General features: G+C 55.4%; 13 protein-coding genes. 8 read left to right on the top strand and 5 right to left on the bottom strand.

Annotated elements, in window-relative coordinates:
* Positions 1-18: 18 nt before the first annotated feature.
* The 3 genes from J7395_RS12425 to J7395_RS12435 all read right to left on the bottom strand — a co-directional run bounded on the left by J7395_RS12425 (position 19) and on the right by J7395_RS12435 (position 2,704).
* Entirely contained in the window at positions 19-789 is a 771-nt protein-coding gene (locus J7395_RS12425) for an ABC transporter permease (RefSeq protein ID WP_062958928.1), read from the bottom strand.
* A gap of 16 nt (positions 790-805) precedes the next feature.
* The gene (locus J7395_RS12430; protein ID WP_062958929.1) at positions 806-1,591 is read right to left on the bottom strand and encodes an ABC transporter ATP-binding protein; all 786 of its coding nucleotides are present in this window, start codon (positions 1,589-1,591) and stop codon (positions 806-808) included.
* A gap of 90 nt (positions 1,592-1,681) precedes the next feature.
* Entirely contained in the window at positions 1,682-2,704 is a 1,023-nt protein-coding gene (locus J7395_RS12435) for an ABC transporter substrate-binding protein (RefSeq protein ID WP_062952355.1), read from the bottom strand.
* A 265-nt stretch (positions 2,705-2,969) separates the two neighbouring features.
* Here J7395_RS12435 and J7395_RS12440 point away from each other — a divergent pair, with 265 nt between their 5' ends.
* Entirely contained in the window at positions 2,970-3,689 is a 720-nt protein-coding gene (locus J7395_RS12440; protein ID WP_247742105.1) for an ATP12 family protein, read from the top strand.
* Positions 3,690-3,705: 16 nt separating this feature from the next.
* Here the strand turns inward: J7395_RS12440 and J7395_RS12445 are convergent, their stop codons facing one another.
* Positions 3,706-4,683, bottom strand: a complete 978-nt coding sequence (locus tag J7395_RS12445; protein WP_209221644.1) for an ABC transporter ATP-binding protein — start codon at positions 4,681-4,683, stop codon at positions 3,706-3,708.
* A gap of 307 nt (positions 4,684-4,990) precedes the next feature.
* Here J7395_RS12445 and J7395_RS12450 point away from each other — a divergent pair, with 307 nt between their 5' ends.
* From J7395_RS12450 to J7395_RS12480, 7 genes are all read left to right on the top strand, one after another.
* Positions 4,991-6,523 carry an acyl-CoA carboxylase subunit beta gene (locus J7395_RS12450; RefSeq protein WP_062958932.1) on the top strand — a complete coding sequence of 511 codons (1,533 nt, stop codon included), beginning with the start codon at positions 4,991-4,993 and terminating at the stop codon, positions 6,521-6,523.
* A 29-nt stretch (positions 6,524-6,552) separates the two neighbouring features.
* A complete protein-coding gene (locus J7395_RS12455) occupies positions 6,553-8,559 on the top strand; it encodes an acetyl/propionyl/methylcrotonyl-CoA carboxylase subunit alpha (protein ID WP_209221645.1) in 2,007 nt (668 codons plus the stop codon).
* Between the two features lie 241 nt (positions 8,560-8,800).
* Complete coding sequence (locus tag J7395_RS12460; RefSeq protein ID WP_209221646.1) at positions 8,801-9,550, top strand: HAD family hydrolase; 750 nt, start codon at positions 8,801-8,803, stop codon at positions 9,548-9,550.
* Positions 9,551-9,566: 16 nt separating this feature from the next.
* Positions 9,567-9,926, top strand: a complete 360-nt coding sequence (locus J7395_RS12465; protein WP_062952521.1) for a DUF1244 domain-containing protein — start codon at positions 9,567-9,569, stop codon at positions 9,924-9,926.
* Positions 9,927-9,963: 37 nt separating this feature from the next.
* Positions 9,964-10,278 (top strand): acylphosphatase, encoded by a 315-nt coding sequence (locus J7395_RS12470; protein ID WP_097051454.1) that lies wholly within the window; start codon positions 9,964-9,966, stop codon positions 10,276-10,278.
* Positions 10,279-10,470: 192 nt separating this feature from the next.
* Positions 10,471-11,325, top strand: coding sequence for an HAD family acid phosphatase (locus J7395_RS12475; RefSeq protein WP_209221647.1), 855 nt, complete (start codon positions 10,471-10,473; stop codon positions 11,323-11,325).
* A gap of 121 nt (positions 11,326-11,446) precedes the next feature.
* Positions 11,447-12,361, top strand: coding sequence for a DMT family transporter (locus tag J7395_RS12480; RefSeq protein WP_209221648.1), 915 nt, complete (start codon positions 11,447-11,449; stop codon positions 12,359-12,361).
* 16 nt (positions 12,362-12,377) lie between these two features.
* Here the strand turns inward: J7395_RS12480 and J7395_RS12485 are convergent, their stop codons facing one another.
* Entirely contained in the window at positions 12,378-13,127 is a 750-nt protein-coding gene (locus J7395_RS12485; protein ID WP_209221649.1) for a DUF4336 domain-containing protein, read from the bottom strand.
* Positions 13,128-13,161: the final 34 nt, after the last annotated feature.

A 13,161-nucleotide genomic window follows, 5' to 3' on the forward strand; every position in this document is an offset into this window, starting at 1 on the left:
TCTAAGCGGAGCCAGCTATTAATTCGCAGGATTGCCGCGATTGGCCCATTTGGTCGACCGGCGTTCGATGATGTTAAACAGCTCGTACATCGCAATCCCCATCACCGCGATCACCAGCAACCCGGCAAATACCAGCGGCATGTTGAATTTCGACGATGCCGACAGCATCAGATACCCAACGCCAAGGTTCGATGCGACGGTTTCCGAAATCACCGATCCGACAAAGGCCAGCGTGATCGCGACCTTAAGCGATGCAAAGAAATAGGGCATCGCACGCGGGAAGCCGACCTTGACCAGAATATCGCGTCGCGTCGCGCCAAGGGATCGCAACACATCGCGCAATTCGGGTTCAAGGGTCGCCAGCCCGGTCGCCACATTGACCACAATCGGGAAGAACGAAATCAGGAATGCGGTAATGATCGCCGGAACCGTGCCGATGCCAAACCACATCACAAGGACCGGGACCAGGGCGACCTTCGGGACGGAGTTAAACCCGACCAGAAGCGGATTGGCCGCGTCGTAAACCGCCTTGCTCGACCCCACCAGCGCCCCCAGAATGACGCCAAACACAACCGCAATGGCAAAACCCGCAAGCGTTGTATAAAGCGTCTGAAGCGCGTGCATCCAGATGGCGGCACGAAATTCCCAGCCGACCATAATGCTTTCGGACGGTGTTGGCAGGACATAGACCGGGATATTGAAAATCCGCACGATCAGTTCCCACAAAACAAAAAGCCCGATTGCGCTGAGCCACGGTGTTGCTTTCGCGAAGTCTTTTTTCTTGGCCATGATGCAAAGCCTTCCGTTATGCCGCGCGCACGTCACGGATGTGACTGCGCAATTCGTGGACCAGATCGGTGAAAGGCTGCGTGAATGTCGTTTCCTGATCCCGCGGGCGGGGTAGGGTGTTTTCCCGCTGCACCAGAATCATGCCGGGGCGCTTTGACATCACATAGATCGTATCGGCCAGATAGGCCGCTTCGCGCAGATCATGCGTCACGAGGATGACGGTAAAGGGCCGCACCATCCAGAGATTTTGCAGGATGTCCCAAAGCTCTTCGCGGGTGAAGGCATCAAGCGCGCCGAACGGCTCGTCCAGCATCAGAAGATCGGGTTCATGGATCAGCGACCGGCAAAGCGATGCGCGTTGCTGCATCCCGCCTGACAATTCCCACGGATATTTGTCTTCGTGCCCGGCAAGCCCGACACTGGCCAGAAGCTTGCGTGCGCGATCTTCGTATTCGGCACGGTGCTTGCGCAGGCGGTTGCGGTGCGGTTTGACGATTTCCATCGGAAGCAAAACGTTATCAAGGGTGGTGCGCCATGGCAGGAGGGTCGGGTTCTGGAATGCCATGCCAACGATTTTAAGCGGCCCGGAGACTTCCTTGTTATCGACGATAACCGTGCCTTCGCTGGGTGGCATCAGTCCCGATACCAGTTTCAGCAGCGATGACTTGCCACATCCCGAAGGACCGACAACGGCGATAAATTCGCCCTTGTTGATCTTCATGTTTGTTGTTTCCAATGCCAGATCGTCACCTTCGCTGTAACGAAGCCGGACATTGTTAAGTTCGACAAAGCTGTTCGACACGGCAGTCAGTCCCCCTGCGTATCATTATTTGTGATTTCTTATGGATCGGGGCCGGTTCGCCCGGCCCCGTTTGCGTGTCTGACGTGCGGATTATTTCAGCATGCGGTCTTTTTCACCGGGCATGAAGATGTCGGTGAAGATGTCCGCAACGGTTGGCTTGTTTTCAATGCCAAATGCCAGGCTGACCTGATCAATCGCCTTGTTCATGCGATCAGTCTTGATCAGGCCCATGCCTTCTTTGAGCGTCACCTCGGTCACAACGTTTTCGTCAATCGTCATCTGAAGGCGCTGCAATTCAAGGGCCGGGTCAATCAGCGGATCGGTTTCCTTAAGTGCTGCAATGGCTTCTTCGGGGTTGGCAATCGCATCACGCCATCCCTTGACGACCGCACGCAGGAACGCACGCAGTTCTTCCGGATGGTTTTCCATCATGTCGGGCGATGCGATCATCGCATTGCCATAGAAATCCATGCCGTAATCGAAATATTTGAAAACGGTCAGGTCATCCTTGGAAATACCCTGTGCCTGAAGGTTCAGGATCGATGTGAAATAGTGGCCGGTGATCGCATCAACGTCACCACGCACCAGCATCGGTTCGCGCAGCGGCGGGTCCATGCTTTCCCATTTGACGTCATCAAGCTTAAGCCCGGTTGCCTGTGCAAAGGCCGGGAACAGTTTGCGCGATGCATCAAATACCGGTGCGCCAAGCGTTTTGCCAATCAGGTCTTCGGGTTTGGTGATGCCGCTTTTCTTAAGCATGAAAAGCGAGAAGGGCGGGCGGTCATAGACCATGAAGATCGACTTCATCGCACGGTCGGGGTTCGATGCATTGAATTCCAGCATCGAGTTGATATCGGCAAATCCGACATCATAGGCGCCGCTGGCAACGCGCGTGATCGAACCGACCGATCCGTTGCCCGAATCAATCGTGACATCAAGGCCTTCATCGTCGAAATAGCCCTTTTTCTTGGCCAGCACATAGGGTGCTGCCGGGCCTTCGAATTTCCAGTCGAGTGTGAATTTGATCGCCATCTGCGCCATCGCGGATTGCGCACCAAGTGCAACGGCAATGCCGACGGTCGCGCCAAGTAGCCGCGCTTTAAGTCTCACCATTAATGAAGCCTCCTGTTTCGGGTCTTTTTGACGACCCATTGACCGAATGATACCCCTGATCGCACAGCAATGCCTGTGCCAAATCCCTTTTTTGTCGGTTTTCCTGATATGAAGGGACTGTTACGGGCAGAGTACGGTTGTTTAATAAATGGTCAATGGGGTAAATTGACCAAAAATTATACAGAAATTCTTGATAATCGCCTTTGAAGATGGCGGTCCCATCAAATCGCTTGCACATGGAAACGGATTTGGGCATATCGCCATCATGCTTACAAAATCGATCAACCGTTTTTATAAAAAAGCCGAAGCCGTGCGCGACGAAGATGCGCAGGGCTGGCGTATTCATCTGGACGGAAGGCCTGTAAAATCGCCATCCAAGGCCGAATTCGTATTGCCTGCCGAACGGCTGGCGCATGAAATTGCGGCTGAATGGGATGCGCAGGGAGAAAAGGTTCTGCCGACCACGATGCCGATCATGCAACTGGCCGCAACCGCGATTGACCGGGTGCGCCCGCACCGGTTTGCGGTGATTGCGGAGCTGACCGGGTTTGGCCGGTCTGACCTGTTATGCTATCGCGCATCTTTCCCCGATGATCTTGTGCGCCAGCAGGTCGAAGCATGGCAGCCGTTACTTGACTGGGCGCGTCATGAACTGGGTATTTCGCTGAAAGTGACCGAGGGCGTCATGCCGATCACGCAGGAAGACGAGGCCCTTCTGCGCATTCAGGACGAGATCGAGGCGCTTGATGATTACCATCTGACAGCCCTTCACACCCTGACGACAGTGTCGGGATCGGTCATCATCGGTCTGGCAACCCTGCGGCGCCGGATCAGTGCCGAACAGGCGTTTGAAGTTTCCCAGCTTGATGAAAGCTATTCCATCGAACATTGGGGGGCGGATGCCGAAGCCGTCGCACGCCGCGAACGCCATCGGGCCGAATTGCTGGCCGCGGGGCGGTATCTTGATCTGATCGGGCAGCGATAAACATTCGTTGCCCTGATCAATTCATCCATTTCGCGATCATTCTGTGTTGTACGGCTGCCTGTGCCGCCATCCGGTAATAGGACAGCAATTCGCGCATTGGTGATGACATCCGGTCAAAGCCGGAAATGAAGGCGACAATAATCCCGACCGATGTTTCGCCCTTGATCGCAAGATAACCACCGACGACCAGCACGCAAAGCGGGGCCAGGGCATTCAGCAGATTGATCAGGGTTTTCATCCCGAACTTGAGGATGAAAAACCACATGCGGTTGTTATAAAGGTAACTGATGCCGCGGTGGATCGGGTCCAGAAGTTCCTTGTGACTGTCATCTTTGCCGGGGTGGAGTTCGCTTAGCTCGTCGCTGACTTCGCGCATTTTTTCCACGCGCTTTTCAATCAGCCGGTTGATCTGTTTTTGAATGACCGGCACCAGTGCGATTTGCGGGATCAGGGCAAGAATGCCGATCAGACCAATGATCGGCTCGACACTGACCATATAGCCGATCCCGAAAATCAGCATCCCGGCATTGACGACCGGCTGCGAGAGGCCATCGCCCACAAACCCGCCGAGTTTTTCGATTTCTGATCCGATGATCGATACTGCCCGACCGTTTTCGCCTTCGCCATTGCCGGTGCGGTCTTCGGCGTAAAGGCGGCTTAGATGGCGGCGGTTATGGCGGATCGCACTTTCACTGAGCCAGCCTTCGTAAATCCGAAGTGTGAATTTGGCCGCCGACTGCACCAGCACCACCGCCAGATAGATCACCGCCAGCACGGTCAGAAGCGACATGTCCTGTTTGCTGATCGCATCGTCGACAAGCCTGCGTTGCAGTTCCAGCGGCACAATGCCAAGAACGGCAACCGATATGGCAATCAGGCAGACAACGATCTGGTGCCGGCCGCTCATCAGCCAGATATAACGCCATAAGGATTGCGCAGGGCGATCATCGCCGGTGGATTTCGGCTCGTGCGGGCGGATGCGAAACAGCTTCATGAAAGGACCGTTCTGGTGGATATCATAAGGCCTTAACGCGCCAGAACCCGTTTGGTGCCCGCACCGTTCGAAATGCCGGTATTTCCCGATCGGCTTCTAGACTTTAGTCCAGCCCGCCCACACATATCGCAATGACGTTAGGGAAATCAGGCCTTTGCGGGCCATTTTGTTCCTGTACCAGACTGTGAAAAATAATTGGCATTCCAGTACCGAATAATGCTATTTCAATTCATCATTCAGATTGCATCACCGGCATGACCATCGTCATGAATGCATTCCGGGCGGCCCAAAATAAGGATCACGCAATATGCAGGATATTATCGCCAAGCTCGAAGCCAAACGCGCAGAGGCGGCCATGGGCGGCGGCCAGCGCCGCATCGATAATCAGCATGCCAAGGGCAAGCTGACCGCGCGCGAACGGCTTGATGTGCTTCTTGACGAAGGCTCGTTCGAGGAATGGGACATGTTTGTCGAACATGATTGCGTTGATTTCGGCATGACCGAAAACCGCATTCCGGGCGATGGCGTGGTCACCGGGCATGGCACGATCAATGGCCGTCTTGTGTTTGTCTTTTCACAGGATTTCACCGTGTTCGGTGGTGCGCTTTCGGGCGCGCATGCGCGCAAGATCTGCAAGATCATGGATCAGGCGATGAAGGTCGGTGCACCGGTGATCGGGCTTAACGATTCCGGCGGGGCGCGTATTCAGGAAGGTGTCGAAAGCCTTGCCGGTTATGCCGATGTGTTCCAGCGCAATGTCGAGGCATCCGGTGTTATCCCGCAGATTTCCCTGATCATGGGGCCGTGTGCGGGCGGGGCGGTCTATAGCCCGGCCATGACCGACTTCATTTTCATGGTCAAGGACAGTTCATATATGTTCGTGACCGGCCCGGACGTGGTCAAGACCGTGACGCACGAGGAAGTCACCCACGAGGAACTTGGCGGGGCGATGACCCATACCAGCATTTCCGGTGTGGCCGATCTGGCGTTTGAAAACGATGTTGATCTGCTCTTGCAGACCCGTCGTTTCATGGATTTCCTGCCGCTGAGCAATAAGGAAAAGCCGCCCGCACGCCTGTGTGAAGACCCGATCATGCGCGATGATTTCTCGCTTGATACGCTGGTTCCTGAAAATCCCAACATGCCTTATGACATGAAGGAACTGATCACAAAGGTCGTGGATGAAGGCGACTTTTATGAAATTCAGCCCGATCATGCCAAAAACATCATTATCGGTATGGCGCGCATGGATGGCCGCACGGTTGGTATCGTTGCCAATCAGCCGATGGTTCTGGCCGGTTGCCTTGATATTGCATCCTCGAAAAAGGCCGCGCGGTTTGTACGGTTCTGTGATGCTTATAACATCCCGATTGTCACCTTTGTCGATGTGCCGGGCTTTATGCCGGGCACCGCACAGGAATATGGCGGCATCATCAAGCACGGTGCCAAACTGCTTTATGCCTATGCCGAGGCGACGGTGCCGAAGGTCACCGTGATTACGCGCAAGGCATATGGCGGCGCGTACGACGTGATGGCATCCAAGCATCTGCGCGGTGACGTCAACTATGCCTGGCCGACCGCTGAAATCGCGGTGATGGGGCCAAAGGGCGCGGTGGAAATCATTTTCAGGGCCGATATGAACGACCCGGCCAAGATCGAGGCCCGCACCGAAGAATACCGTGAAAAATTTGCCAACCCGTTTGTCGCGGGGCGCAAGGGCTTCATTGATGATGTCATCATGCCGCATGGCACGCGCCGCCGCGTGTGCAAGGCACTGGGCATGCTTCGCAACAAGGACATCAAGAACCCGGCCCGCAAACACGGCAACATTCCGCTTTAACCCGCGACGTCAAATTGGGAGCAAACAATATGTTCAAGAAAATCCTGATTGCCAACCGCGGTGAAATTGCCTGCCGCGTGATCAAATCAGCCCGTAAAATGGGCATTGCCACGGTCGCGGTTTATTCCGATGCCGATAAAAATGCCCTGCATGTGCAGATGGCCGACGAAGCCGTGCATATCGGCCCAGCACCCTCCAACCAGTCCTATCTGGTGATTGATAAAATCATCGATGCCTGCAAATCCACGGGGGCGGAGGCCGTCCATCCCGGCTATGGCTTCCTTTCGGAAAATCAGGCCTTTGCCAAGGCGCTTGATGCCGCCAAAATCGCCTTCATCGGCCCGCCGGTTGGCGCGATTGCCGCGATGGGCGATAAGATCACATCGAAAAAAATCGCTGCAGAGGCCGGTGTTTCCACCGTTCCGGGCTATATGGGCGTGATCAAGGACACCGACGAGGCGATCAAAATCGCCAATGATGTCGGCTATCCGGTGATGTTGAAGGCATCGGCTGGTGGTGGTGGCAAGGGCATGCGCATTGCGCGCAACGATGCCGAATGCCGCGAAGGGTTTGAACGCGCCACGTCAGAAGCCGCAAGCTCGTTTGGTGATGATCGCGTCTTTATCGAGAAATTCGTCGAAGAACCGCGCCATATCGAAATTCAGGTGCTTTGCGATAAACATGGTCATGGCATTTACCTTGGCGAACGTGAATGTTCGATCCAGCGCCGTCATCAGAAAGTCGTCGAAGAAGCGCCGTCACCCTTTATCGACCCCGAAACCCGCAAGGCGATGGGTGAACAGGCCGTGGCTCTGGCGCATGCGGTGGATTACTGCTCTGCCGGGACTGTGGAATTCATCGTTGATAAGGACAAGAACTTCTACTTCCTTGAAATGAACACCCGTCTTCAGGTCGAACATCCGGTGACCGAGCTGGTGACCGGCGAGGACCTTGTGGAATGGATGATCAAAATCGCCAATGACGAAAAACTGACGCTCGCGCAGGATGACGTCAAGCTGACCGGCTGGGCGATGGAAACCCGCATCTATGCCGAAGACCCGTTCCGTGAATTCCTGCCTTCCACCGGGCGTCTGGTGCGGTATCAGCCGCCCGCCGAGAGCGCATCAGTGCGTGTTGATACCGGCGTGTTCGAAGGCGGCGAAATTTCGATGTATTACGACCCGATGGTCGCCAAACTCGTGACTTACGGCGAAACCCGTGATGATGCGATTGCGGAAATGCGGGCCGCCCTTGATGCCTATTACATTCGCGGTATTTCGCACAATATCCCGTTTGTTGCCGCCGTCATGGCCAACAAACGGTTCCAGTCGGGCAATATCACCACCAATTTCATCGCCGAAGAATATCCCAACGGCTTTTCTGCCGATGATCTGCCCAATGATGATCGGGCGATGCTGGTGGTTGTTGCCGGATACCTCAATCAGCGGGTGGCGGAACGCAATGCGCGGGTGACCGGGCAGGTCAGCGATCATCCGTTGCAGGTTGCCGAAAGCTGGGTCGCGGTATCGGGCGATGATCACACCGCATTCGATATCGAAATTGACGGTGTTAACAATGACTATATCGTCGCCATCGGGGATCGCAGCTATGGCGTTTCATCCGACTGGAAAATCGGTGATGCGCTGTTTGTCGGTGAAATTGACGGTGCGCCGGTCTGCGTGCAGATCGATGTCGAAGGGGTGGGTTATCGCCTGTCGGCTAATGGCATCCAGCGCAGCTTCAAGGTGATGCTGCCACGCGTGGCAGAATTGCAAAAACTGATGCCGTTCAAGGCGCCGCCGGATATGTCAAACTTCCTGCTGTCCCCGATGCCGGGCCTGCTGGTCAAGGTGTCCGTTACCGAGGGCCAGACCGTCCAGCCGGGCGAGGAACTTTGCATCCTTGAGGCCATGAAAATGGAAAACGTACTGAAGGCCGAAAGCAAAGGCGTGGTCAAAAAAATCCATGCCGAGCAGGGCGCGAACCTTTCAGTGGATGCGATCATCATCGAGTTCGAAAAGGACGAGGCCGCCTAGGCCGGATTGTCATCTGATCTGGCCTTGACTGAAACGTGATCGGCGTCGGGGGAACATTCCCCCGGCGCTTTTTGTTTCATACCTGTTCGATCGGGCGGGTTTGCAACCCCTTTCGAACAGTTGCAACGCATATTAAATACAGAAAACGGGGCTTTACGGCGATTTCCGGCTGACCTATGGTCGCGGATTGAGGCCCGATGCTTTGACATGGCCATCCAATAACAAGAAACGAGGGCTTGGAATGACCTATAAACTGATTGCCTTTGATGGCGACGATACGCTGTGGCACAACGAACCGCTGTTTCGTGACGCCCATATCCGCCTGCGCGAAATGCTTTCGCATTATGGCGATGCCGATACGGTCAATGATCGGCTCTATCAGGCGGAACTGGCCAATCTTTCGATCTATGGATACGGCATCACGGGCTTTACCCTGTCGATGATCGAAACCGCGATCGAGCTTTCCGACAAGAAAATAAGTGCGGCCGAAATTCATGAACTGGCCGAAATCGGCAAATCGATGCTGCGCGCGCCGACCCGCCTTATTGAAGGGGCCGAGGATGTTCTGCGCCATTATGCCGCCCATCCGGATCGCAAGGTTGTCCTGATCACCAAAGGTGATTTGATCGCCCAGCAGCTTAAAATCGAGCGTTCCGGCCTCGAAAGCCTGTTTGCCGGGGTCGAGATCGTGTCGGAAAAGGATCCGCTGACCTATCGCAATATCTTTGGCCGCTATGGTGTGGAGCCATCCGAGGCGGTGATGATCGGCAATTCGTTAAAGTCCGACATCCTGCCCGTCCTTGCGTGCGGCGGGTCTGCGATCCACATTCCCTATGAAATCACATGGGTCCACGAAATGGTCGATCAGACGGAAATCGATAATGATCATTTCGTCACTGTCGAAAGCATCGCCGCGGTGCCCGAAAGCATCGAGAAACTTGAAGAGGACCTGCCTGCCTATGGCACGGTCGGGAGTATGGAAAATGTCTGATTGCGCCGGTTCGGAAATGTCGACCGAAGCCTCCCTTGCCAATGGCCCTGCGGCAAATCTTGATCCGCAGACCAAGCTGGAACTTGAAGCCGCAGCCTTTCGTGGACTTGTGCAGCATCTTCAGGACCGCAAGGATGTGCAGAATATCGATCTGATGAACCTTGCGGGTTTCTGCCGAAACTGCCTTGCCAAATGGTATCTGGCAGCGGCACGTGAACGTAGCGTTCCGATGGATTATGATGGTGCGCGCGAAGTCGTTTACGGCATGACCTATGATGAATGGAAAGACAATCATCAGGCTCCGGCAAGCGCCGAACAGAAACAGAAGTTTCAGGACACCGCCCATCTGCACGCCAATATTCCCGGCGCGAAATAAAAGTCGCGAAGTGAACATCACACCAAAGGATGTTGTCATGACCACCACCGAACCCGACCCGCAAACCGGTACCGGAAACATTTCCGTCCATGCCCGGATTGAAGGCCGGGTGCAGGGCGTGTGGTATCGCGCGTGGACGGTCGAGGAAGCGCGCAAACGTGACCTGACCGGCTGGGTGCGCAACCGTGCGGATGGCACGGTCGAAGCCCTGTTTTGTGGCCCGGTCGCCGGGGTGCAATCCATGATTGCCGCCTGTCACGAGGGCCCGATGCATGCCAATGTCACCCGCGTGCATGAGGAACCCGGGCTTGAAGACGGGTTCACCACTTTTGAAAAACGCCCGACTGTCTGACCACCGGCCGCCGGGGTGGCGCCTTTATCCAATCGCGTTCAAAGCCTTTTTCCGCCCCGATGCAGAAAAAGGCTTTTTCTTTGGTGCGGTGCGGTGGCATGCTCTTGCAATCCTGTCCGGCTGGTCAGCCCGCTATTTTGCGTATCGGGTGTGTGCAGGCCGGATCGGGAACCAAACAGGGAGAATACAAAGATGAAATTGACGACGAAATCATTTGGCGTTGCCGTTCTTCTGGCGGGTTCGGCCTTTGGCGCGTTTGGCGCACAGGCACAGGAACCGGCACAGAATGACGGTCTGAACGCGTCGCTTTGGTATCAGACCTCGGTCGAATACAAAACCACGGCCCTTTCGGTTTATGCCGGTGCGCAGCGTCTTCTCGATGCCGCGATTGGCGATCATGACTGGACCGCGGCCCTTGAACAGGATGGCAATTATTCCGCCAAGCCGCCGGCGATCATCCTTGATGTTGATGAAACCGTGCTCGATAACTCGGCCTATCAGTCATGGGTTGTGACGGCCAATACGTCTTACAGCTCCAAAACCTGGGCGGCATTTGTCGAAGATGCGATTTCAACCCCGACACCGGGCGCGCTGGAACTGACCAAGGCCGCGGCTGACAAGGGCGTTGAAGTCTTCTATGTCACCAACCGCAAGGCCGCCGAAGAAGCCGCGACCATCAAAAACCTGCAGGAATACGGCTTCCCTTACGCCGATGCGGACCATGTGATGGTGCGCGGTGAAAAGGAAGAATGGGGTTCCGCCAAGGCCACCCGCCGTGCGGCCGTTGCGGCGGATTTCCGCGTCATCATGATGTTTGGCGATAACTTCGGCGATTTCACCGACGATATTGACGGCTCCATCGACGAACGCCTTGAAGTCATGGACAAATACGCGACCTATTGGGGTGAACGCTGGTTCATGCTGCCGAACCCGACCTATGGGTCATGGGAATCCGCGGCATTCGGCAATGACTGGAAAAAATCACCCGAAGCCCGCCGTCAGGACAAGCTTGACGCGCTTGATAGCTGGTCGGGCCCGAAAGAATAATCTTTCGCACATCGTGATATGACAAGGGGTGCGTCATGGTCGACGTGCCCCTTTTTTTGACCGCACGGGATCAATGTGCTTGTGTTGGCTTTCACCAAGTCATGCATCCGAAAGGGGAGTGATGAACCGCACTGATGCCCCAAATGCGAAGGCTGATAATATTCCGCTTGCGGTTGGTACGATCATCTTCACGGTTCTGGCGCTGTCGCTGGGTGATGCGCTGATCAAACAATCCAGCACGTCATTCGTGATCTGGCAGATTTTTGTCATTCGCTCATTGATCGCGATACCGTTTCTGGTTGTTTATCTGGCGATCCGATCCCCGGCATCCCTGCGCCTGAGCGGTGCAGTTAAATGGATGGCGTTGCGAAGCTTCATGCTGGTTGCAATGTGGATCAGCTATTATCTGGCCTTGCCCCATCTGACCTTGTCGGTCGCGGCGTCGACCTATTATACCCTGCCGATCTTCATCACGCTGTTTTCGTCTGTCCTTATCGGAAACCGGATAAGTCGTATGGGATGGACGGCAGTTTTCATAGGATTTCTTGGCGTCTTGCTGATCCTGCGGCCGACGGCGGACAATTTCAATTTTTACGCCCTGCTGCCGTTGCTTTCGGCGATGCTCTATGCACTGGCGATGATCCTTACCCGTACCAAATGCCGGGCCGAACATCCGATCATGCTTTCGCTGGCACTGAATTGCGCCTTTGTGATTGTCGGCGGGATTGCCGCGACCGTTATCAGCACGCTGTCTGACGAGGTGCGCCATGGTTTTCTGCTTGCCCGCTGGGCGGTCATGACGCCTTCTGACTGGGGCATGATGGCGGTGCTTGCGGCCTCGATCCTGATTGGCAGTGTCGGGGCGGCGATTGCGTATCAGAATGGCCCATCCCAGATGATCGGGACGTTTGACTTTGCCTATGTCGGCTTTTCGGTGATCTGGGGAATTATCTTCTTTGCCGAAAGTCCGGATGCACTATCGGTTCTTGGTATTGCGATGATTGTCGGGGCAGGGGTGATATCGCTCCGGCAATGATCGCAATGCGGCTGCTTTATCGCATCGCCCAACGAAAGGCGCGTTTAAGCTCGGCCGTGCCGTTGTGATCATACCAGCGGCCATGCGCCACAATCATCCGTTCCGGTGCCCAGTCGATCATCTGATTTACCGCCTTACGAAGACTTTCCTTGTGTCCGGCAAAGGTCATGCGCATATCGCGTGGCGCGCAGCCATCCGGGTCCATCGAGCCAAATATCCGCACCAGCCACCGCCAGATCGGGCTTTTGATCTTGTGGGCCTCGAAATTCTCGATCAGGTCGGTAAGGACAAGCGTTCTGGATTTCGGGTGGTAAAACACCGCCTCGGACAAATAGCCGCCGCGTACCATCACCTGTTCAATCTCGCCCGCCCATTCGCGTTCAACGCTGTCGGCAAGTTCGGCGTCAAACGATGCCGTCATGCCGACCGATTTCGCCCGTCTGACCACACCGGGCGCACAGAAACTTTGCGCCGCCGGATAGGCCGCTTGCCATTCCGGCACCCCGGCATAATGGATGGTGTTGGGTGCAATCAGACAGGCAACTTCGCCCAGTGCATCAACACTGGCCTTAAGCTCCGCCGTCAAGCGGATCGGTGAATGGACAAACAGCTTTCCCGATGCCAGCCGGATGATCGTCATCCGGGTCGGAAACGGCAGTTTCATGCCCAGATACTGAAACCCGATCACCGGGCCATCCACGATCCAGATATCGTCTCCGACGGCCTTGGGAACGTTTAGCGGATCATAGGTATCAATCGAAAACATCGCGGACCTTTTGGGGATGGGGTCGCTGGCTTTT

Source organism: Thalassospira sp. A3_1 (assembly GCF_017744215.1).
Lineage (GTDB): Bacteria > Pseudomonadota > Alphaproteobacteria > Rhodospirillales > Thalassospiraceae > Thalassospira > Thalassospira lucentensis_A.

What these genes read in the sequence shown, in the direction of transcription:
- J7395_RS12445 (WP_209221644.1), bottom strand. Translation starts at nt 4,683, where the DNA reads ATGAAGCTGTTTCGCATCCGCCCGCACGAGCCGAAATCCACCGGCGAT.
- J7395_RS12460 (WP_209221646.1), top strand. Translation starts at nt 8,801, where the DNA reads ATGACCTATAAACTGATTGCCTTTGATGGCGACGATACGCTGTGGCAC.
- J7395_RS12435 (WP_062952355.1), bottom strand. Translation starts at nt 2,704, where the DNA reads ATGGTGAGACTTAAAGCGCGGCTACTTGGCGCGACCGTCGGCATTGCC.
- J7395_RS12450 (WP_062958932.1), top strand. Translation starts at nt 4,991, where the DNA reads ATGCAGGATATTATCGCCAAGCTCGAAGCCAAACGCGCAGAGGCGGCC.
- J7395_RS12475 (WP_209221647.1), top strand. Translation starts at nt 10,471, where the DNA reads ATGAAATTGACGACGAAATCATTTGGCGTTGCCGTTCTTCTGGCGGGT.
- J7395_RS12470 (WP_097051454.1), top strand. Translation starts at nt 9,964, where the DNA reads ATGACCACCACCGAACCCGACCCGCAAACCGGTACCGGAAACATTTCC.
- J7395_RS12425 (WP_062958928.1), bottom strand. Translation starts at nt 789, where the DNA reads ATGGCCAAGAAAAAAGACTTCGCGAAAGCAACACCGTGGCTCAGCGCA.
- J7395_RS12480 (WP_209221648.1), top strand. Translation starts at nt 11,447, where the DNA reads ATGAACCGCACTGATGCCCCAAATGCGAAGGCTGATAATATTCCGCTT.
- J7395_RS12485 (WP_209221649.1), bottom strand. Translation starts at nt 13,127, where the DNA reads ATGTTTTCGATTGATACCTATGATCCGCTAAACGTTCCCAAGGCCGTC.
- J7395_RS12455 (WP_209221645.1), top strand. Translation starts at nt 6,553, where the DNA reads ATGTTCAAGAAAATCCTGATTGCCAACCGCGGTGAAATTGCCTGCCGC.
- J7395_RS12440 (WP_247742105.1), top strand. Translation starts at nt 2,970, where the DNA reads ATGCTTACAAAATCGATCAACCGTTTTTATAAAAAAGCCGAAGCCGTG.
- J7395_RS12465 (WP_062952521.1), top strand. Translation starts at nt 9,567, where the DNA reads ATGTCGACCGAAGCCTCCCTTGCCAATGGCCCTGCGGCAAATCTTGAT.